We start from the raw sequence: 18,559 nt of genomic DNA, 5'->3' as shown, positions 1-18,559 counted from the left end.
TTGATCCACACAGCCTCGAGCAGTGCGCCCGTCCCTCTATCCGATCTCGTCGTGTTTCACGAGGTCCGAGGGGTCCGAATTCGCACCGCAAAAAATGATACCGATGCGATCGTGTCCACTCGTCTTGACTTTGTCTGCGAGCAACGCAGCCAACGCTGCGACCCCACCATACTCCCCGACCAACCGAAACTCGTCCCAAAGGAGCTGCCTGGCTGCCACCATCTCCTCCTCTTCGACGAGCACAGACTCTACCCCCATCGATGAGATCACCTCATAGGCGAGGTCCCCACAGCGTCGAGCGCCGAGCGAGTCAGCCGCCACCCCAGAGACCTCGACATCCACCGGCCCACCGGCAGCTAGCGCCTGTCGGATCGTTGGCGCTAGTGTCGGCTCAACCGCAATAACTCGCGTCTCGTGTGGCATCGCCAGTCGCACTCCAGCCACCAGACCACCGCCCCCAGCTGCGACGACAACGACATCTAGGGGACCGGCCTGGTCAAGAAATTCAAGACCCACGGTCCCCTGCCCAGCCACCACCTCGACCTGGTCATAGGCATGGACAAAGAGGGCGCCACTCTCACGCTGGCGAGCCAACGCCCAATCATAGGCATCGCCATAGCGTTGGCCACAGGCGACCACCGTCGCGCCCAAGGTTCGTAGACGCTCCAACTTGACCGGACTTGACGTCTTTGGCACGACGATCTCCGCAGGGATCCCGAGACGATGTGCAGCATAGGCCAGTGCTAAGCCAGCGTTACCACCCGATGCTCCAATCACTCCCGCATCGCCGATCGTTCCAGCCTCTCTGGCCGCGAGCACGCGATTAAAGGCACCCCGTGCCTTAAAAGAACCAGTCACCTGCAGTGCCTCGAGCTTGAGCAGTGGATGGGCTGGGTGATCGTCCCACCTGATAATCGGGGTCTCACGCACCCAGGGGCTGATACGGCGCCGAGCCACTACTACATCATCAGGTGTCATCATGGTTATCAGGTTACCGGCACCATCGGTCACCCGCCAGCCCCAAGGGCACCAATCACCCACTCACACCCCTCAGTTGTTAGCCTGACCATCCCGATCAGGTGCAAGTGGACGATCGATTGCAGGCGGCAGCAGTCGCCCTAGGTTGAGTCCAACGAACCCGGCAGCGGCTGAACCGATGACGACTAGCCCTATCCACGACAGTGGAAACGAACTCGCGAGCAACAAACCAGCGATCGGGGGTCCCGCAATCGTACCGAGAGACCATACCGTCGAACCAAGCGCGTTATATCGCGCTCGCAGATGTTCGGGAGCGAGATCATTGGGCAAGGCACCGGCCACTGGACTCAACAGCGTCTCACCCAAGCCGAAAATCCCAAGAGAGAGTGCGAGCAAAACATCGACTTCGAGATGCACGAGACCATGGATATCGGCGAGACCAGCCATGAGCCAGCCAAGCGACCAGAGCACACCTACCCCGAGGAGCATACGGCTCCGTCGCCACCGACGAGTGAGATGAGCCACTCCAAGCTGCGACACCACAATAACACCCGTATTGACGGCAAAACCTATACCAACAATCCTTGGGCTCGCATGGACGATGACGGTTGCATAGGCTGCCCATCCACCATCGAGCATTGCGTAACCGAAGAAAACGAACAGCGCTGATGCGACGAGCCAAGCGAGAAAGCGCCGATCACGTAGGACGACTCGATAGCCTTCTCCCGTCATCGCTCGCTTATCGCTCACCTCTGGGTGAGTCCGAAAACCCGGACGGTGGCGCAAACCAATCCCGACGATGACAGCAAAGGCGATCGTGGTCAGTCCGTCAACTACATAGATCACCTCGAAGCTCACCGGGCGATGGAGTGAAACGACCGAACCAGCGATCAGGGCTCCCAACCCTAGACCACCGTTCAGCACCCCGAACCGTAGCGCATAGGCGCGCGGTCGGTTCGGACTCGCCAGTTGGCTCGCTACCAACGCATTGAGCGTGGGCCAAATGACCGACTCCCCTACTCCAATCAGGGCAACAACCACCGCTGCAAAGACGGGAGTGCGGACGTCAGCAAGCGCAACCGTCGCCACCCCGGAGATGAGCAGCCCGCCAAAGAGCAAGCGCCCTACGCCTAACCGGTCAGCGAGGCTCCCACCGATGGCACCGGTCGCGAGTCCGGCGATCCCTGAGGCAGCCACCACCAGGCCTGCCAGCGGCAAACTCATATGCCGAATGCTGTGAAGATAGACGACCAAAAACGGGAGTGTCAGACCACTTCCAATGGACGAGACAAGAGTTCCAACGAGAACCAATCGCCAACCGCGACGATCCTCAACGATTTCGCCGCTCCCCTCGGTCACAGCCGCACGGCCCTCACCAGACACCCTTTCGCCATTCGAACACCCTTGCTTTCGTGTCTAGCGCATCTTGAACGCGAAGCAGCGACAAACGTCCACCGTTCGTTCATTCTAATGAGTTCTTGGACATGCCTGGGAGAACGGGCCTGGATCGACCATACCGTCCTCCTCGTGCCCACCATCCGTCCCATCGCAGCCCACAGCTACAATAGGAAAAGACAAGAAACTGAGTTGGCACCGTGGTACGGTGCATCCGAACATGTCCTAATCGTGTGAGCTCACTACCTTCACCTACACAACAAGGAGACCCCATGACGACCGCCAAGGCAACCCAACACATTGATGACACCCACACCCGTACCACAACCTGGAGTTTTGCTGATGGTGCAGAGACGGGGGACCATGTACATGCCTTCGACTATGTCGTCATTCCGGTGACCGGCGGCACCTTCCGCGTCCTGGATGCAACCGGTGGGAGCCACGACATGTACCAAGAAGCCGGAACTCCCTATGCTGGCACCAAGGGCACCGCCCACAACGTCATCAACCAAAGCGGCAAAGACGCCGTCTTTGTCGAAGTCGAACTCAAGGACAATCCAATCCTTTAGTGCCAATCCTTTAGTGCCAATCCATTAGTGGTCCGAACGCATGCTCCCATGAGTTCATCCGTGATAGAGACAGCGATGCCACGCCATCAACCCCTGCACGGCACCATGGCGATCCACAGAAGTTACAGCCCGCCTATCCCACGAGTGTACAGCGTCACTCCCCCCGCTTGACAAAGCTATCAGCAATGGTGTTGAGACCCTGAACGAGGTGCATGCCGATGGAATCGAGTCGATGAAGAAGTTCGCGTTCACGGAGAAGTTCCATCGTCACCTCTCCCTGAAACAGAGCAGTAATCTCGTCCTCATGAATACAACGCACGCGATTCGCCAATCGGAGTGCCTCAACGAGTTGTGCCGCTCCCCCAGCTTTGGGCTCGCCAATCGTGGCAACCACCACCTTCGCGCTGTCGATGGCAAGCGCAAGCTCGCCCAACACGTGGAGCAAGGGTTGAGGGTCGACCCCCTGGAGTAGCCACCACTCCCTCACGAAGTCCCGCAACTCATCCAAGAGATCATCGATCGCTCGGGAGAACCGGTAGAGATCCTCACGATCGATCGGTGTGACCAGTGTTTTGGCGAGCGTATCGACAAGTTCGGTACGTAGTTGATCCCCGTCGTGTTCGATCTGGGACATCTTCGCTATCGAGGGATCATGAGCGAGCTCACCATGGAGCATCGCGATCACCAAGCCCACCCCTCGCGCATCGGCATCGAGGTGAGATACCAGATTCTCTACCAGCTCCTTCGAAGCCCTCGGCCCAAAGCTCTGGAAGAAATGTATCAACCGCTGCCACGGGGATCCGGAATGATTGCGGCTCACTAGAACAACCTCACAATCAGGCCAACACCGGTCGCGACCCCTACCGCTAACGGCAGTGTAACGAGCCAAGCGACACCGATTCTACCGATCTGTCCCCACTGGAGTTGCCGCGGAGCGGTCCGAGCGCCCACTCCCACCAGTGCGGCAGTGGCCGCCTGGGTGGATGAGATCGGGTAACCAAGTAACGAGGAGAGTAAGACAACGCCTGCCGCACACACAGTCACCTCGATAGCGGTATCTGAACGCACATGCATAATCCGTTCGGACACTCGGGCCGCCATCTGCCGCACCGAGAGCAGAATCCCAGGTGCGAATAGCAGTCCAACGGCAAGTTGACCAGGGATCGAGATCTGCACGCCGTGTACCGCCAGCCCCAAAGCAATGGCCACAATCGCAACAAGCTTCTCGGCATCATTCGACCCATAGGCAAACGACTGCACAAGAAACCCCGCCCACTCGCCAGCTTTGCGAAGGCGTGGTGACAGTTCAGGCGGTCGCAGCCGCAGCTCGACGGATGCCACCAGGTAACCGACGGCCGCCGCCGCCAACGGGGCGACAATACCGGCGAGAAGGACCGCCACCACCGTTACCCAGTACACCGGCAATCCGAACCCTAGGCCGGCGCCGACGATAGAACCCGTGATCGCAAGGGTGACGCTCGTGGGAAGTCCGTGATGACTCAACAGATAGACGATCGCCAACGCGCAGGCAATCGCCACGAGAAAGGCCAACTCACCACCGGTCTTTTCAAAGGCGACCAGACCATCCGCGACCGTTGAGGCGACCGCAGTCCCGACGATCATCGGAGTAATCGCCACAAACAGCGAAAGAATTACCACTGCCCGAAGTGGTGCAATCGTCGTGGTCCTGGTGTTCAGGGCCACCAGGGTCGCGCCGTCATTCGAGCCGCTGACCAATGCCGCGGCGAGAGCGAGCACGAAAAGGAGCGTGGCACCAACAACCGCCAAACCAACCACCTCCCATACCCTCGGCGCCCTACGACGACCGATATCTTTGCCTCATGCTAGTTCGTGCAAACCACACGAGCCGGGCATCGAGAAGGTGCTCGCGGCGTCAGATTCCCACTACACCGCAAGGAATGCGACCACGTTCGATCACCACCGATGGAGCAAACGAACACGGTCCTATCCAATCCTGTGAGCTACCATCCAACCTGACATGGTCGGCATCGCTGTCTATTCCAAGGCGATCTGGCAACTCGCCCTCGCTAGAGTGCGGCGAGCGAACACGACCGCAGACACCCCACCCTTCCGTCGGGGATTGGTGAAGAGCGAATTGGTTGCGTGGTTGGCTGAGCACTTTTCGTCTAGATGACGTACCCGAACTTCGAACGTGCCAACCCGAACGTCTCACCTCCGTCATTCGTGAGCACGATCAACGTCTTGAGGACACGAACAGGCGCATTCCGCGACACGAAGAGATTCGAGAACGAAACGTGAGTTGCCCTCAGAATCTGAGATCATTCGCCAAGGACACTTCGGGCCTACCAGTGGCTCCTACCAGGGAGGCGGATCACCGTTGTCCCAAACCTGCGCCGTCGACACCGATCGAGCGATCACCCGATAGAGATCGCTTCGACGATCATCCAAGAGGTGATTCTTGGATGAGATCATCTTGTTGCGGGCCCGTGCAGGATCGACCTCCCCTACTGCCACCCCGGCAACTCCGAAGGGAATTGGCGCAAAGGTGGGATAACCACTTGGATCAAGGAGGCTGGAGTAGCCGACCCAGTCAACACCTCGCTCCTTGCCGCAACGATCCGCTATGGCAATCCAGATGCCATTCGTCGCTGCACTCGCTTGTGCCTTGACAAACTCCATCGGCCGCTCCGCTTGCGGGAATGGCGATAGCGGCCAGTTCGTGGGCACCACCAGGAGCTCCACACCCATGATCGCAAGCGCCCGTACGAGCTCTGGAAACTCAAGGTCATAACAGATTGCGAGACCGACTCGCACGCCGTTGATCTCGGTAACGGTGCTCAAAGCATCGCCCGGTGTAAAGAATTCCTTCTCCCCATCCCAGAGATGGACCTTCCGATAGGTAAGAGGATTCTGATCTGGAGCGATCAGCGCAGCAGAGTTATAGAGTGCTCCATCTTCTCCAAGTTCCGAGAAGCCACCAGCGATCGTGATGCGGTGCTGATTCGCCAACTCGCTCCACCGCTGTAGCGTTGGGTTACCCAAGATGGGCGCCCCAAGCGAGCTCGCCTCCTCAGTCGAGGCAAAAACGTAGCCACTATCGCTCAACTCAGGAAGCACAACGAGATCGGCACCATCGGCGGCTGCGGCCAAGATCGCATCGGTGCTTCTGGCGCGATTGCCTTCAAGGTCCCCCACCTGCAGACTGACTTGGCCCACCGCTACCCGCATGCCGTTCACTCTAGACCATCACCCGTCCACTCGCTTTACACGGCCTGGGTCGAGGATGGGGCCAGGAGGTATTGCTCTTGCGACCGTCCACACGTAATCACCGCTGTTAACAGTCCATGGAGATCAGCGATGGATAGAACAAATATGGCGACCAGATAATAGGCTCAGCCAACAAACCCTTCCGCCCCGCCCTAGTCCCCACCAAGAGCATGGACAAACAGGATGCGGATCATGCGGCGATGCAAAGCGCTCAACGCAAGTCTGGTTCATTCCTTGTGGCTACTGTCTCATCCTGCAAGCAGTTGGCACGCCTAGCATCTGGACTCGATTGCCTGGATTCGATTGCATGGATTCGATTACCTGGATTCGATGGACCATGTTGCGATCATACACTCGAGCACTTGGCAAACCAAGGAGGATTGGGTTCACCACGCATACCATTGGGCAGACGCAAGCATCTCTAGCGAGAGGATCCTTGCTCAGCGGCGGGCCCAGATGCCGGGGTCAAAGATCGATTGCGACATACGCTCGTGTCGCCCCTCCCAGTCGGGCATGGCGCGCGCCACCAACTCCGCAAATCGAGAACCATGACTTGGCTCAAGGAGGTGGGTCAACTCATGGACAACCACGTAGTCAAGACTCTCCGGGTGTTTCTTGGCCAGGTCGAGATTGAACCATACCCGTGCGGCTTTGATGTTACAGGATCCCCAAAGCGTTCGCATCTTGCGCACTCCCCATTGCGAGGACTGCACCCCGACCACCGGCTCCCAGTGTGCCAGAACTGAGGGAATCGCCAGTTGTAGCTGTCGTCGATACCACCGGTCAAGCAACCGCTCCCGCTCATCCTTGGACGAGCCAGCCGGTACTGCAAGCACCAACTGCCCATCACGCAACTCCGCCCTAGCACGATTTGCGACCTCCCGCACGAGCAGTGGATACGGTTGACCCCAACAATAATGCAGCTCACCGGTCTTCATCATTGGAGCCACGAAGGTTGTCGATGCTGCGAATCGGGCCTGGTGCGTGCGGATCCAACCCAATCGTGACAAGAGGATACTGCGCACCTCACCTACCGTGGTGCCGAGTGGTGCGGAGACATGCACCGTCCCGTGAGGTGGGCTCACACGAATATGCGCGTGCTTGATCGCCTTCAGGATCACCTCTACCTCAACATCCTCGACGGTGATACTTAACCGCCTAGTTGGCATCGTCTCGCCAAGGTACAGCTACGGTCACCACGGGTTGTCCCTCAATCCTCGAAACCACGCTCGCACAACCTCTAGGTTAGCTCTCGTCGACCAGAGCAACGTTGTCGTGCAGTATCCCCTCGTAGCCCACGAAGCTGGATCACCATAGCGCCGTCACCAGGATCGCCACGTTTTGTGCCGATGCCCAGTGCAAGGTCCCCGCAACGAGACCACGTGAGCTCGCTCCCCCAGCAACAGGGTTTGTCCCTCTTGAGGTCCCTTGTGCGCTAGAGCACACCGTTGGTTACTCCATCGCTTGGAATCACGTCACGCTGACCAGAGAACCCAAGGCACGACTGATGCACTGCGAATGCCTGTAGAGGACCAGACCACTCCTGAACTGCATTATTGCATCAGACACTCAATCGCAATGTTTCTTGCAATCATGTTCGAGTGACTCATGTCTTGCAGGTACTCATCGCGAGTGCTAGTATAAGAATTGTGGTCTAGACGGGAGGTACGCTATGCTATCTGGCACAAGGCAAAAATTACGCCATGGAGTCCGTGTCGTTGCTCCACTCTCGCTCTCTGCCATACTGCTTGCAGCCTGTGGCGCCTCGAGTTCCTCATCAGCACCAAGCGTTCACCTTGGAGGCCACAGTGCACTGTTGACGGCGTATCGAACCACCCAGAAGGAACGGTCGTTCGCGATCTCAACGGTCGAGAACATCACGACCATAGGTGGCTCTCAGCAGAGTCGCACCAGCGGCTACGTCTATCAGACTGGCTCAAATCCCATCAGTATCGACGCCGAGCTCACCAACAACGGTTTTGTCCCATCGAGTCACCAGAACGTCTCCTCGACAGAGCGCGTGATTGGCAACACCGTCTACCTAGGCATCCCGAGTAATGAGCTCGGTCTCACAACGCTCAGCGGTGCGCGCTGGATCCAGTCGACACTCGTAGGACCATCGACGGCGCTGACTAATCCGCTTGGCCAGGCAGGATCAACGAATCCAACCTCAGTTTTGGCGGCTATCGCGCGACGTCTAAAAACTCAGATCACTACTGTCGGAGCCGCCACCGTCAACGGACACGCAACCACAGAGTACTCCGCTAACATCAGCGGGGCCAACTTCCTCCACACGTTGGAGTCGACCGTTCACGCGCAGGCCCTCGCCAAGGCGCTGTCTGCGCTGAATTTCGATAGTCCACTCATGATCAAGTTCTGGATCGGCACCAACGGACTACTACGACAGGAGCTCGTCCATCTCGATATCTCCGTCATCCAGAAGGGATCTGCCGCCATCCCTGTCACCATCTCGATGCAAGTAGATCTGACGCGCTACGGAGCGACCTTCCCAGCCGTAAAGGCCCCAACCTCAGGGATCATTAGCCAACAGGCCTTTTTCGCCGCCCTCGAGGCCTCTTATTCACACTAACCCGGCCGCAAGCACCCAACCTGACGGGGTCGAGAACCCGCAAGTCGGTTGGGCCACGGGTCGCACCGTGAAACTCCTCTGGTGCATGGGGGAACATCGCTGATTGGGTCGTTGTTATCGCCACGATGACAGACGGTCCCGTTCATCACCATCTTCGATCAAGGGCTGGAGTCCTTTTGCGTGAGCGCCCAGTTGCGCACGACCCTGTCGTTGGGGCAAGGTCCATCAACCTTCTCGACACGACTCCCACGGACGGGTATCGACCACACGTCAGGCAATCTCACGCATTGGCCGAGGCTATCCCTGACGGCATACGACTTCACTCATCACTCCACCTCCGACTCCAACTCCATTGCGGGCGTCCGGTACCCCAGGATGACGGTCCCGATCAGTGCACTCAACGCGATGAGGAGGATGGGAATATCGAACCCCACCAGCGCCACCAAGCCAGCGCCGAGCGCAATCGAGATGCTCTGAACCCCGTTGAAGATGACATTAAAGGCAGCATCCACCCGTCCCATCAGCCGACGGGGAGTGCTGCGTTGGATGGCCGTGTTCACAGCAACCAAGAGCAGCGTGATGCCAACTCCGAGCAAGACGATACCACCACAGACGATGAGCACGGCGACGAGCGAGTGCGGTTGCGTACCGACCAGCACAATAGCGGACCCAAGCGCGATGGCAACCATGCCAAGCGCTGCGGTCTTGAGCTCACCGAACCTACGCATCAGCGATGCTGACGCGACGCCTCCGAGAATTGCCCCAACTCCCTGAAAGGCAACAAACACCCCCACGAAGGCGGCAGATCGCCGAAGACCATCCGTTGCAACCGCGAACATGGCCGTCTCAAAAAAGCCGACCGTACCAAGCAACACCGTTAACGCCCAGGTCAACCGACGCTGAAGCGGCGAAGCAAAGATGTGTCGAACGCCAGCCAAGGCCTGGGCTCGCCAGTGTTGAGGCGACGTCGCCTCATGATGTTCTTGCACGCGGATGAGGAGGAGCAGGCTGATTGCGAGTGCGTAGGTCGCGATGTCGACGCCGACCACCGCCATCGCTCCTGCAAGCACAAAAAGCCCTGCCCCGATGAGCGGGACCACAAGACGAAGGCCCTCTGACACCGTTGACAAGAGACCATTGACTGATCCAAACTGCTCTGGATCAAAGACCGATGTACGCAACCCGACGTCAGCCGCACTACCAACGGTCGCCAAGGCACCATAGATAACCATCACGAGATAGATGCGCCAAAGACCCGATGCGCTATGCACGCCGATGAGACCGAGAAGTGACAGTGCACTCAAGGTGTTCGCGGCGATCAAGACCCTGCGCCGAGGAAAACGATCGACGATCAACCCGGCCAGAGGTCCAATGACCATAGTGGGTGCGATGTAGAAGAAGAACGTCAGGCCTGAAGCGGCATTGGATCCCGTGAGCTCGCGGACCCAGATCCCGGCTGCGATGAAGAGCACTTTATCGCCAAAACCTGACAAGAGCGTACCGATCAGGTAGGCAAGAGCGTTGCGGGATCTCATCACTGCTCCTCAGAAGCGATGTTCTGGGCAACGGTGCCGTCAAGCTCCACTGGGTAGGCCAAGTACAGAACCTCAATCAGCCGAGCGTCGTTCGGTCGCAGGCTTGGATCGACCAGACGGTCCCGGTAGGTTGCAAGCACCTCCCTCACTTTGGCATTGACCTCGGCGAGCTCCGTCGCCGTCACGAACAAGCCGGTTTGGTCAGCCGCACTCGCTCGGTCCCATTCTCCTGGGTAGGATCCATGGATACGTTGCCAGTGTTCAAATCGCCCCAACGCCCTGCGGAAGAACATCTGGGTCAGCACATCCGCCGCGATATGACCCTCGGCATCAAGATCCTCTCCTTGGATCGTAAAGCCCATATGCACCAGCTTCCATGGTCGCTGGCGCCCCTTCCCTTTACCTGGCGTGGCCTCCTCTACAAACCCGTATTTAGCCAGCTGCCTGAGGTGAAAGGAGCACGTAGTAGGGGTCTCTTGGAGCAACTCACCCGCCTGCGTTGCCGTCAAACTCTGGTGGACAGCGAGCACCTCGAGGAGAGCAATCCTGACCGGATGCGTCAGTGCCCGCATCGTCTGAGCGTCGGTCAATCTCTTTGTTTCGGGATTTACAGCGGTTTTCTCAAGAGCCATCTCTCGAGAATACTCTCTCGAGAGATGGCTTGTATAGCATTTTGCTAAAAAACTTTGACGCAGATCCCTCATCACACACGAAGGCTTCCTTGTTTGCGATGTGGTGATGTACTGCCAGCGCATGACATGGTTCTAGCCACAAGCTGGTACCGACAGGGGCGTAAAGAGAAACGACACCAGACGATGAGTACCCCCCCAATCATCAAAGCACCCATGCAGCACGTCGAGCTCAGCAGCTCATGCGTGGTCTGACGATCTGTTCCGAACGTTTGACAAATCAATCGCCTGTCTGCTACCCTATGTCAATGAGGTTGCTGCGTCGGTACTTCGATCCTTGGCTCCAGATCCTCATCAGTGGTATACTTCTGGGACTCATTCGAATATCCATTGGTTTCGTCGCCCACGCCACCAAACTGGCCTGGGTACAGCACTTCAATCACGGTCTTCTCGGCCTCCTAATCGGCGGGTTCGTTCCCTTTGTCGTTATCCTCTTCGTGAGCGTGAATCTCTGGCCCAACGTCGTCCACCCCAGCGTGCAGTGGCTGATTCTTCCCGCCAACAAGAGGCGTGCCCAAGCGGTGGATGCCGCCGCCTATCCACCTACCTCGCGCTAGTCCAATGAACACTCACCGGCAACGAACCACCGGGTCCCAGACATGGCTAGCCTCCCTGCCTTCGCGGCCCACGATGCTGGTGCGGCGCAACAGACCCTCAATGAGACACATTGCCTCAAAGCTGGCCACGCCTGGCCGAATCGTCGCTGTTCACCGCGTAGCCAAGATCGCCCACCTCATGACATTGAACCCAAATGTCAGAACTCACCAACAGGGCAAACCGTGACTGACTGAGGATTGCCGCCAGAAGCCCTCCCTTTGGCAGACCCGACGCACCGCCTCCCAACTCGCCAGGTGAGCACGGTTGTGGCTCAAATCCATCAGGCATTGATCCGGGAAATGGTGCCGAACAATGATCCATAACTACTACAGTGACATCCTATGAGTGATCCTCTGCCTGAGACCAGTCCGATTCTCGTTGCGACCGACTTGGTACAGGCGTTTCGGGAACGACAGGTGCTTTTTGACCTCTCTCTCTCAATTCCGATGGGCGAAGTGCATGGACTACTTGGATCCAACGGTGCAGGCAAGACGACTACTCTCAACATCCTTGCAGGACTCGTTCCCCCGGTGAGTGGGCAGGTACTGATCGATGGGAAATCGGTCTGGCCGGACCCCACTGCCATAAGGAACCTCATCGGTTACGTTGCTGACGAACCAATCTTCCTCTCCCAGCTGACCGCCCGTGAACACCTTGATCTTTTTGCCCACGCCTTTGGTTATCAGCAGGAACTACCCAGGCGAACCGTTGAACTCCTTGAGCTCGTGGGGTTGAATGAACACGCTGATGAGCGAGTGGCCGGATTCTCACGCGGTATGAAAAAACGTTTCGCCCTCGCCCTCGCCCTGGTGCCCGACCCTTTGGTACTCCTCCTCGATGAACCCACCGTCGGGCTCGATCCGCGCTGGATCCGTCGTGTCCGTGAGCTCATCACCGAACTGGCCAGCCAGGGCAAGACCATCATCTTCTCGAGCCACCTGCTTGAGCTGGTGGAATCGGTGGTGCAACGAGCTACCATTCTGTCCAATGGACGCGTACTAGCATCCGGAGCACTTTCTGAACTCCGATCAAAGGCAGTGCTCCAGGAGGGAGCCGACCTCGAGGAGGTCTTTTTCGCCCTGACTGACCACCAGGACCACCCCGATGCGACCTCAACCAGCTAGAGCAAGGACCGTTACCTGGCTCCTCCTTGTTGCGAGCATCAAGGCTCGGTATCGCGTCACCAATAAGGGCCTACCAAACGCGCGTGTGTGGCCAAGGGTGATGTTGAGCACCGGGATCATGTTGATCTTTACCCTCGTGATCTTTGCGGCCATAGTTGGCACCGAACATCGGTTCTTCCCAGGCAACGCCACAGCGACGATCCCCTTCCTAGTTGTGGCCGCTAATCTTCTGGCGATCTTTCTAGTCTTGGGTGGCATTGGGACCCTCTCGATCGTGCTCGCAAGCAAGAGTAGCCAACGAGTGGCAAGACTGCTACCCGTCCGACAGAGCGCGGATATCCTCACCTCCTTCGTTGCCGCAAACATCGCTACGTTCGCTAGCGCTGCGGTCGTAACGTTCCTGATGGAACTGCTCATCGTCTCGTTGATTCATGGCAACTTCATCGAATATCTGCTCTGCATCATCGCAGCGATTGAATCAATGGCCATCGCGATTGGATTGACGCTGATCGCGGGAGGGGGCATGGTGCGATTCCTTCCCACCTCCGTGCACAAGTGGATCATCGCAATCTTGGGGAACCCTTTTCTTATCCTGGTCATTGCCTCAATCACCTTAGACCACCAACAGTTGAGCCGGACGATCATCCACATGACGTCTGGAGCGACGATCCGCCTGGCAGCACTGGCATTGCCTGGAGGCATCTTCACCCCAATGACACAACGAGCACCAGTTCCATTCGCGATTGGTATCTTCGTCGAACTCCTCGTTGCAGGTCTGGTCGGCTATGGGGGTTGGCGGATCGTCGCGCAACCCCGCAAAGAGGGTGCTGTGAAGCGACAGAACGCTGTTGCCTTGACACCTCACCTACCGGCACCGTCACTCTCAGAACCAGCAACCAAGGAACTAGCGGAGAACGAGGATTCCGATTGGCAAGGGACAGCAGGCCTTTCCATGATCCGCCGCCAGCCAAGTCCTGGTCCCTGGTCAGAGGCGATCACGCTTAGCCGCATCCTGCTGCGCCTCCTGATCCGGGAGAATCTGGTCGGTACGCTCATCTTTTCCACGGTCGTGCCGCTGTTGATCCTCTTAGGCCTTGGCAGGGGTGGCTTAAACCTGGGTCTACTTCTCTTCTTTGGGGCACAGATGGCAATGGGTGTCGCACGCATTGCCGCACTGTGGGGATTTGACCGTTTCCGACCGCTTCTGGTGACACCGATAACGCGTACGACCTTCGCCTATCTTTTCACCTTGTGGTGGGTGGCGATCGGCGTGCTACTCTTCGTGGCTGTCTTTTTGGCCACTCTCCACGGGGACCCCACGCGTGCACTGCTGTCGGGGGCAATTGCCGCCACCCTCGGGCTAGCAGACGCCACCGTCGTGCTCATGGCATTGGCGTACTTTCCAAGGAGTGCACCCCAGACATGGGGGCAACGCCTCTCAACTGGAGGATCGATTGCAACATTCGCCGCCAGCTTTGCCACCTTCATCATCGGCGGCATAGCCACCCAGATGCAATCATTTGGTCTCATCTTTATCCTGATCTTGACCTTTATACTCGCTGCAGGAGCGATGAACTGGATCTTCCTTGCAGGTGCTGAAACCTATCTCCACCAGCTCCGCACCGCTGATCCGCTCGTTGTGCCGATCTAGTGCGACAGGCGTCTTTGGATCACCAGTATTCTCACCACCACGATAAACTCCGCTCGTTGGCGTTGGGTATGTCGGTCGTGAGACCATGGCGGACGTTATCGACAGCGCTCTTGTCTAGCAAGGGCCACGGGGCAGTGAGCCTGCGGCCCACCCTTCATCTCCAATCGGCGCAGCTCCTCCGCATCGAGATGCTCGGCACCCGTATCACACCCTGATGTCCGAGTGACCAAAGAGAGCGCAACGACATCTTCAGTAATCACTCATCACGCGTTCTGCTCCATCAGCGTTTCCCAAGAACGATCACCTTGACATCGAAAGCTGGTCGCCATCAAGGAGACCCATCAGCGAACTATCGCGCATTTCCCAGGTAGGAAGAGCCCCGGCACTATCCTTGCGCACCTTGCCCATCAACGTTAGGAAACTCTATCTTCATGGATACCCCCATGGTTAGAGTGATGCGAACGCTTGGATAACGCTGGAAGGCCCCTATCGTTCCCACGTGCACCAGATAGACTCACCAATCATCAACGTGGAACGGAGCTATCTCAACCATGACTCATCAAGTCCGCGTAAAGAAGTTCACCGGGTGGCGTCGGTCCAGTAGGAGGGCGTTGACCGCCCTCGGAGAGAGGTATGGTAAGCCGCTGCCTCTGATGAGATGCCAATATACCCGCCTATGGCGCGCTATGGATCAAAGGTCGTTCGCACGTTGAATGATCTACTCCGTCGTCTCCAACGACTGATTCACCGCTTCTTTGGTCGACTAAACCAAACAGGTCACAACTCGGATTCACGAGGAGCCGAACAGGCGAATGTCCCACCCCGACTTGCGGACCTTCCACCGCGCTTCTGGGTGTTGGTACTGCTCACCGGCGTCGGGGCAGGTATCGGAGCGATGGTGATGATGGGAGTCCTCCGAACCGTGCAACACATCGCGTTTGATTACCACTCGGGCGAGTTCTCAAACGCCGTCGCAGCCCACAGCGCCTTACGACTCGTCGTTGTACTCGCCATCGGTGGTATGGTCACCGGCCTCGGGCTGTGGGCACTGCGCCGCTTTACCGGCAGCACCGGAGGCGAGCCAACCGAGGTCGTATGGTCACGAACAGGAAACCTGTCGCTCATTCGAACGCTCGCTACGGGGGTGCTCTCGGAGATCACCGTTGCGATGGGAGGGTCCATAGGGCGCGAAGCGGCACCCCAACGCACGGGCGCTGCCACCGGTAGCTTTCTGGCACGAAGGTTCTCACTCCCCCCAGAACAACGATCGCTCCTGATTGCCTGTGGAGCAGGTGCCGGACTCGGCGCGGTCTACAACGTCCCCCTCGCCGGAGCACTCTTTGCGCTCGAGATCTACCTCGGCACGATGTCGCTGCCACTTGTGCTTCCCGCCTTATTGACATCAGGAATTGCGGTAGTTGTATCGTGGATTACTCTCCCCGCTCACACCGTGTACTTCGTGCCCAAACTGGCGAACCCCACCACCTCACTGATCGTCTTCGCCATCGTTATTGGACCAGTCATGGGTCTTGCGTCTGCTGGTTATGTCAAGATCATCACCTGGGCGAGTGATCACCGGCCCAAGGGGCGACTTCTCTTCATCCAACCAGTGCTCGTCTTCACCGCATTAGGTTTCGTCGCGATCTCGTACCCACTTCTACTGGGTAACGGTGTCGATCTCGCGCAATATGCTTTCACCGGCTCGGCCAGCGCTGGTCTGTTGGTTCTTCTCGCACTTGCGGCACTCAAACCGGTAGCCACCGCTGCCTGTCTGCGCAGCGGAGCGTCCGGTGGCCTCTTCACCCCAACCATGAGCTTCGGCGCAATTTTCGGTGCACTTATTGGCCACCTTTGGTTGCTCATGTGGCCAGGACCATCAGTCGCAGCCTTCGCCGTGATCGGAGCAGCAGCGCTACTGGCTGGCGCCATAGAGGCACCCCTCACTGGTATCGCGATGACTATCGAACTCACGCGCACGATCGCCATCACTGCACCGATCCTCATTGCCGCCGTTGGAGCAACCCTCATCTCGCGGCGCTTCGACTTACGCTCCATCTACTCAGCGAGGCTGTCTCCACAACCCCCTGACCCACCACCATCTTCATCTCCTCAACCACCGCCCGAGTAGCTCTGGCAGGGACAAGGAACAAGAATCTGGCGGGTTTGGAACGTGTGTCATTACTGAACCCTGTCGCCAGTTCGCCCCCTGCGACGTCCTGTGACCACAAACGACAAGAACCGTCCCAGAGAGTATGACGACAACGATAAGTCCCGAAGTGTTCTTCACGAGCGACGCGCTACACCAATGGCTGCGACCGTGAAACAGGAAGCTTCTGGCGTTACTCAATGAAGGCTGGCTGCCAACCGGGTCACTGCCTACGTCCAGCGGCACAGCACCAAGCCGAACATGAGGGGCACCGCCTTAGAGCAAGGCAATCCGACCATCTATCGGAATTATAAGAGGCAGTTTCACAACATGCTCGCTTAAGAGTTTGAATGGTTGATAGACGACAGAGTTGATCCACACCAGCAGCCTCGGCAACGATAGGGTTGCAGCTCTTGACAAACACGCGCAACCGTGCAGTGGCGGACAAACAATTGCATAGTGGCGGACACCAAACCGGTATGGCATTGGTAAGCGCAACGCAGCTGGGCAAGGAGAGCGTTGTCACATGGAAGAGGGCTGCCTACCGCTTCGCACCTCTCATGGTGAGCGCGACATGCTAACGAATCGGGCGTCCGGTAGTATTAATGAACTCCACGCGACTCCCCCGTTGACCCAGTTGCGGATGCATCACCAGCCTCCCAGAATAGATACCGACAAGGCCAACTGGACGGAAAGGAGTCAACTCCCCTTATGTCAAACAATTCTGGTGAGGGGCGCGAGGTACCGCGATGGATACCACTCATTCGCCATTTCGCCCCTGGTCTACACCCTTTCACAGCTTCGGCTGCACGTGACCGTCAGGCTTGATGGCTAGCCTGGAGATTGAGGATTCCTGAACAATTCATGAGGGGTGAAGGTGGCGTCGGCGCGCGAAGTCTGGGGCAATCGCGTGGTGCGAAGGCTTGTCATTGCCCGCTCGCTGGCCTCATTCGGTTCCGGCATGTTGCCAGTGGCGTTGAGCTTCACTATTCTGGACCGTTTTCACTCGGCCAGTGATTACGGATATGTACTAGGGGCTCAGGCGATAGCCACAGTCGCGGTGCTCTTCTTTGCCGGAGTGATCGGCGATCGCGTTGCGCGTAAGCCCTTAGTAATGGGCTCGGACATGATCATTGGGCTGATGCGGATCGTAATGGCGCTTGCTGCCCTCTTGGCATTGCAAGAACTTTGGATTTACCTGGTAGCCCAGCTCATCGTAGGGTTTGCATACTCACTGTTCTTTCCAGCCTTTGAGGGATGGTTCCAGGCTGTCATCCCAATGGAGTATCGACAACAGGCCAATGCACTCCGGAGCATCTACTGGAACACCGGCAACATTCTTGGTCCCGCGATCGCCGGCTTTCTTGCAGCACTGGTCTTTCCTGGTTGGGCACTCTTGCTCTCAGGTCTTTTGCCACTCGGCACGGTCGTCATCTTTGCAGGTCTTCCTCCCGATCTGACGCATCAGGAACGAAGCGTTTCGACGTTTCGCCAAGATATCGTCGAAGGCTGGGGTGCGTTCTGGCACCGGACTTGGATTTGGACGGTCGATCTCCAGTTCGCACTATGGCACGTCGTTGCTTATGCGCCGTTGGTGGTCTTGGGACCGGTACTGGCCATCCGCTACTATCACGGTCCCGGTGGCTGGGGCTTGATCTGGGGAAGCGTCGCTGTCGGTGGTGTCGCTGGGGGGCTATGGGCCTTTCGGAGTAGAAGTCGTCGACCCCTGCGGCTTGGTTTGCTGGCACTGTTCTCAACGGTCTCAATTCTCCTCGCTCTTGCCTTTCATCTATCGATCGGGTACGTTCTCGTCGCCGGGGCACTGTCCGGGATGGGTCTTGAGTACTTCTCCTCACTGTGGGGTACGCTCATGCAGAACCACGTTCCACCCGAGGTCATGTCGAAAGTCACCAGCTTTGACTGGCTGGCTAGTTCCGCGCTACTCCCACTGGGCTATGCGATTGCAGTCCCCTTCTCACATCTGGTCGGGCAGGGAGGTGTCCTCGAAATCGGTGCTGGCTACGTTGTAGGCTCAA

General features: G+C 57.8%; 16 protein-coding genes. 7 read left to right on the top strand and 9 right to left on the bottom strand.

The window, feature by feature from the left end; genetic code table 11:
* Positions 1-36: 36 nt before the first annotated feature.
* Positions 37-981, bottom strand: coding sequence for a serine/threonine dehydratase (locus M7439_RS00610; protein WP_298347432.1), 945 nt, complete (start codon positions 979-981; stop codon positions 37-39).
* A gap of 69 nt (positions 982-1,050) precedes the next feature.
* Positions 1,051-2,361: an MFS transporter gene (locus M7439_RS00605; RefSeq protein ID WP_298347431.1), complete on the bottom strand. Its 1,311-nt coding sequence runs from the start codon at positions 2,359-2,361 to the stop codon at positions 1,051-1,053.
* A 284-nt stretch (positions 2,362-2,645) separates the two neighbouring features.
* Between M7439_RS00605 and M7439_RS00600 the strand changes: the two genes are divergently transcribed.
* Positions 2,646-2,942: a hypothetical protein gene (locus tag M7439_RS00600; RefSeq protein WP_298347430.1), complete on the top strand. Its 297-nt coding sequence runs from the start codon at positions 2,646-2,648 to the stop codon at positions 2,940-2,942.
* A 154-nt stretch (positions 2,943-3,096) separates the two neighbouring features.
* Here the strand turns inward: M7439_RS00600 and M7439_RS00595 are convergent, their stop codons facing one another.
* The 4 genes from M7439_RS00595 to M7439_RS00580 form a co-directional block, all read right to left on the bottom strand.
* On the bottom strand, positions 3,097-3,762 hold the full coding sequence (locus M7439_RS00595) for a DUF47 domain-containing protein (RefSeq protein WP_298347429.1): 666 nt from the start codon (positions 3,760-3,762) through the stop codon (positions 3,097-3,099).
* Positions 3,762-4,730, bottom strand: a complete 969-nt coding sequence (locus M7439_RS00590) for an inorganic phosphate transporter (protein WP_298347428.1) — start codon at positions 4,728-4,730, stop codon at positions 3,762-3,764. The genes M7439_RS00595 and M7439_RS00590 overlap by 1 nt, the downstream gene beginning before the upstream one ends.
* A 549-nt stretch (positions 4,731-5,279) precedes the next feature.
* On the bottom strand, positions 5,280-6,152 hold the full coding sequence (locus M7439_RS00585; protein WP_298347427.1) for a nitrilase-related carbon-nitrogen hydrolase: 873 nt from the start codon (positions 6,150-6,152) through the stop codon (positions 5,280-5,282).
* A gap of 479 nt (positions 6,153-6,631) precedes the next feature.
* Positions 6,632-7,360: a M48 family metallopeptidase gene (locus tag M7439_RS00580; protein WP_298347426.1), complete on the bottom strand. Its 729-nt coding sequence runs from the start codon at positions 7,358-7,360 to the stop codon at positions 6,632-6,634.
* Positions 7,361-7,863: 503 nt separating this feature from the next.
* Here M7439_RS00580 and M7439_RS00575 point away from each other — a divergent pair.
* Entirely contained in the window at positions 7,864-8,781 is a 918-nt protein-coding gene (locus tag M7439_RS00575; protein ID WP_298347425.1) for a hypothetical protein, read from the top strand.
* A gap of 326 nt (positions 8,782-9,107) precedes the next feature.
* On the opposite strand, the gene M7439_RS00570 is transcribed toward M7439_RS00575, so the two are convergent.
* Positions 9,108-10,316 carry an MFS transporter gene (locus M7439_RS00570; RefSeq protein ID WP_298347424.1) on the bottom strand — a complete coding sequence of 403 codons (1,209 nt, stop codon included), beginning with the start codon at positions 10,314-10,316 and terminating at the stop codon, positions 9,108-9,110.
* Positions 10,316-10,948, bottom strand: a complete 633-nt coding sequence (locus tag M7439_RS00565; RefSeq protein ID WP_298347423.1) for a helix-turn-helix domain-containing protein — start codon at positions 10,946-10,948, stop codon at positions 10,316-10,318. The genes M7439_RS00570 and M7439_RS00565 overlap by 1 nt, the downstream gene beginning before the upstream one ends.
* Before the next feature lie 305 nt (positions 10,949-11,253).
* On the opposite strand from M7439_RS00565, the gene M7439_RS00560 reads away from it, so the two are divergent.
* The 3 genes from M7439_RS00560 to M7439_RS00550 all read left to right on the top strand — a co-directional run bounded on the left by M7439_RS00560 (position 11,254) and on the right by M7439_RS00550 (position 14,377).
* Positions 11,254-11,562 (top strand): hypothetical protein, encoded by a 309-nt coding sequence (locus M7439_RS00560; RefSeq protein ID WP_298347422.1) that lies wholly within the window; start codon positions 11,254-11,256, stop codon positions 11,560-11,562.
* Positions 11,563-11,943: 381 nt separating this feature from the next.
* Complete coding sequence (locus tag M7439_RS00555; RefSeq protein ID WP_298347421.1) at positions 11,944-12,726, top strand: ABC transporter ATP-binding protein; 783 nt, start codon at positions 11,944-11,946, stop codon at positions 12,724-12,726.
* Positions 12,707-14,377, top strand: a complete 1,671-nt coding sequence (locus tag M7439_RS00550; RefSeq protein ID WP_298347420.1) for a hypothetical protein — start codon at positions 12,707-12,709, stop codon at positions 14,375-14,377. Before M7439_RS00555 ends, M7439_RS00550 begins: the two co-directional genes overlap by 20 nt.
* A 95-nt stretch (positions 14,378-14,472) precedes the next feature.
* Here M7439_RS00550 and M7439_RS00545 read toward each other — a convergent pair whose 3' ends face one another.
* Entirely contained in the window at positions 14,473-14,637 is a 165-nt protein-coding gene (locus M7439_RS00545; RefSeq protein WP_298347419.1) for a hypothetical protein, read from the bottom strand.
* Positions 14,638-15,035: 398 nt separating this feature from the next.
* Here M7439_RS00545 and M7439_RS00540 point away from each other — a divergent pair, with 398 nt between their 5' ends.
* Together M7439_RS00540 and M7439_RS00535 are read left to right on the top strand one after the other, a co-directional pair.
* Complete coding sequence (locus M7439_RS00540) at positions 15,036-16,505, top strand: chloride channel protein (RefSeq protein ID WP_298347418.1); 1,470 nt, start codon at positions 15,036-15,038, stop codon at positions 16,503-16,505.
* 895 nt (positions 16,506-17,400) lie between these two features.
* A partial coding sequence (locus M7439_RS00535; RefSeq protein WP_308464341.1) for an MFS transporter occupies positions 17,401-18,559 on the top strand: 1,159 nt, incomplete at its 3' end.

The sequence above is a fragment of the Ferrimicrobium sp. genome (assembly GCF_027319265.1).
In the GTDB taxonomy this organism is placed as follows: Bacteria; Actinomycetota; Acidimicrobiia; order Acidimicrobiales; family Acidimicrobiaceae; genus Ferrimicrobium.
The sequence above is the reverse complement of the archived record's forward strand: the minus strand, read 5'-3'. Positions and strand labels throughout refer to the sequence as shown.

Excerpts from the sequence above, each read along its gene's own strand:
- M7439_RS00600 (WP_298347430.1), top strand. The coding sequence starts at position 2,646 with ATGACGACCGCCAAGGCAACCCAACACATTGATGACACCCACACCCGT.
- M7439_RS00560 (WP_298347422.1), top strand. The coding sequence starts at position 11,254 with ATGAGGTTGCTGCGTCGGTACTTCGATCCTTGGCTCCAGATCCTCATC.
- M7439_RS00575 (WP_298347425.1), top strand. The coding sequence starts at position 7,864 with ATGCTATCTGGCACAAGGCAAAAATTACGCCATGGAGTCCGTGTCGTT.
- M7439_RS00580 (WP_298347426.1), bottom strand. The coding sequence starts at position 7,360 with ATGCCAACTAGGCGGTTAAGTATCACCGTCGAGGATGTTGAGGTAGAG.
- M7439_RS00570 (WP_298347424.1), bottom strand. The coding sequence starts at position 10,316 with ATGAGATCCCGCAACGCTCTTGCCTACCTGATCGGTACGCTCTTGTCA.
- M7439_RS00540 (WP_298347418.1), top strand. The coding sequence starts at position 15,036 with ATGCCAATATACCCGCCTATGGCGCGCTATGGATCAAAGGTCGTTCGC.
- M7439_RS00585 (WP_298347427.1), bottom strand. The coding sequence starts at position 6,152 with ATGCGGGTAGCGGTGGGCCAAGTCAGTCTGCAGGTGGGGGACCTTGAA.
- M7439_RS00555 (WP_298347421.1), top strand. The coding sequence starts at position 11,944 with ATGAGTGATCCTCTGCCTGAGACCAGTCCGATTCTCGTTGCGACCGAC.
- M7439_RS00610 (WP_298347432.1), bottom strand. The coding sequence starts at position 981 with ATGATGACACCTGATGATGTAGTAGTGGCTCGGCGCCGTATCAGCCCC.
- M7439_RS00550 (WP_298347420.1), top strand. The coding sequence starts at position 12,707 with ATGCGACCTCAACCAGCTAGAGCAAGGACCGTTACCTGGCTCCTCCTT.
- M7439_RS00565 (WP_298347423.1), bottom strand. The coding sequence starts at position 10,948 with ATGGCTCTTGAGAAAACCGCTGTAAATCCCGAAACAAAGAGATTGACC.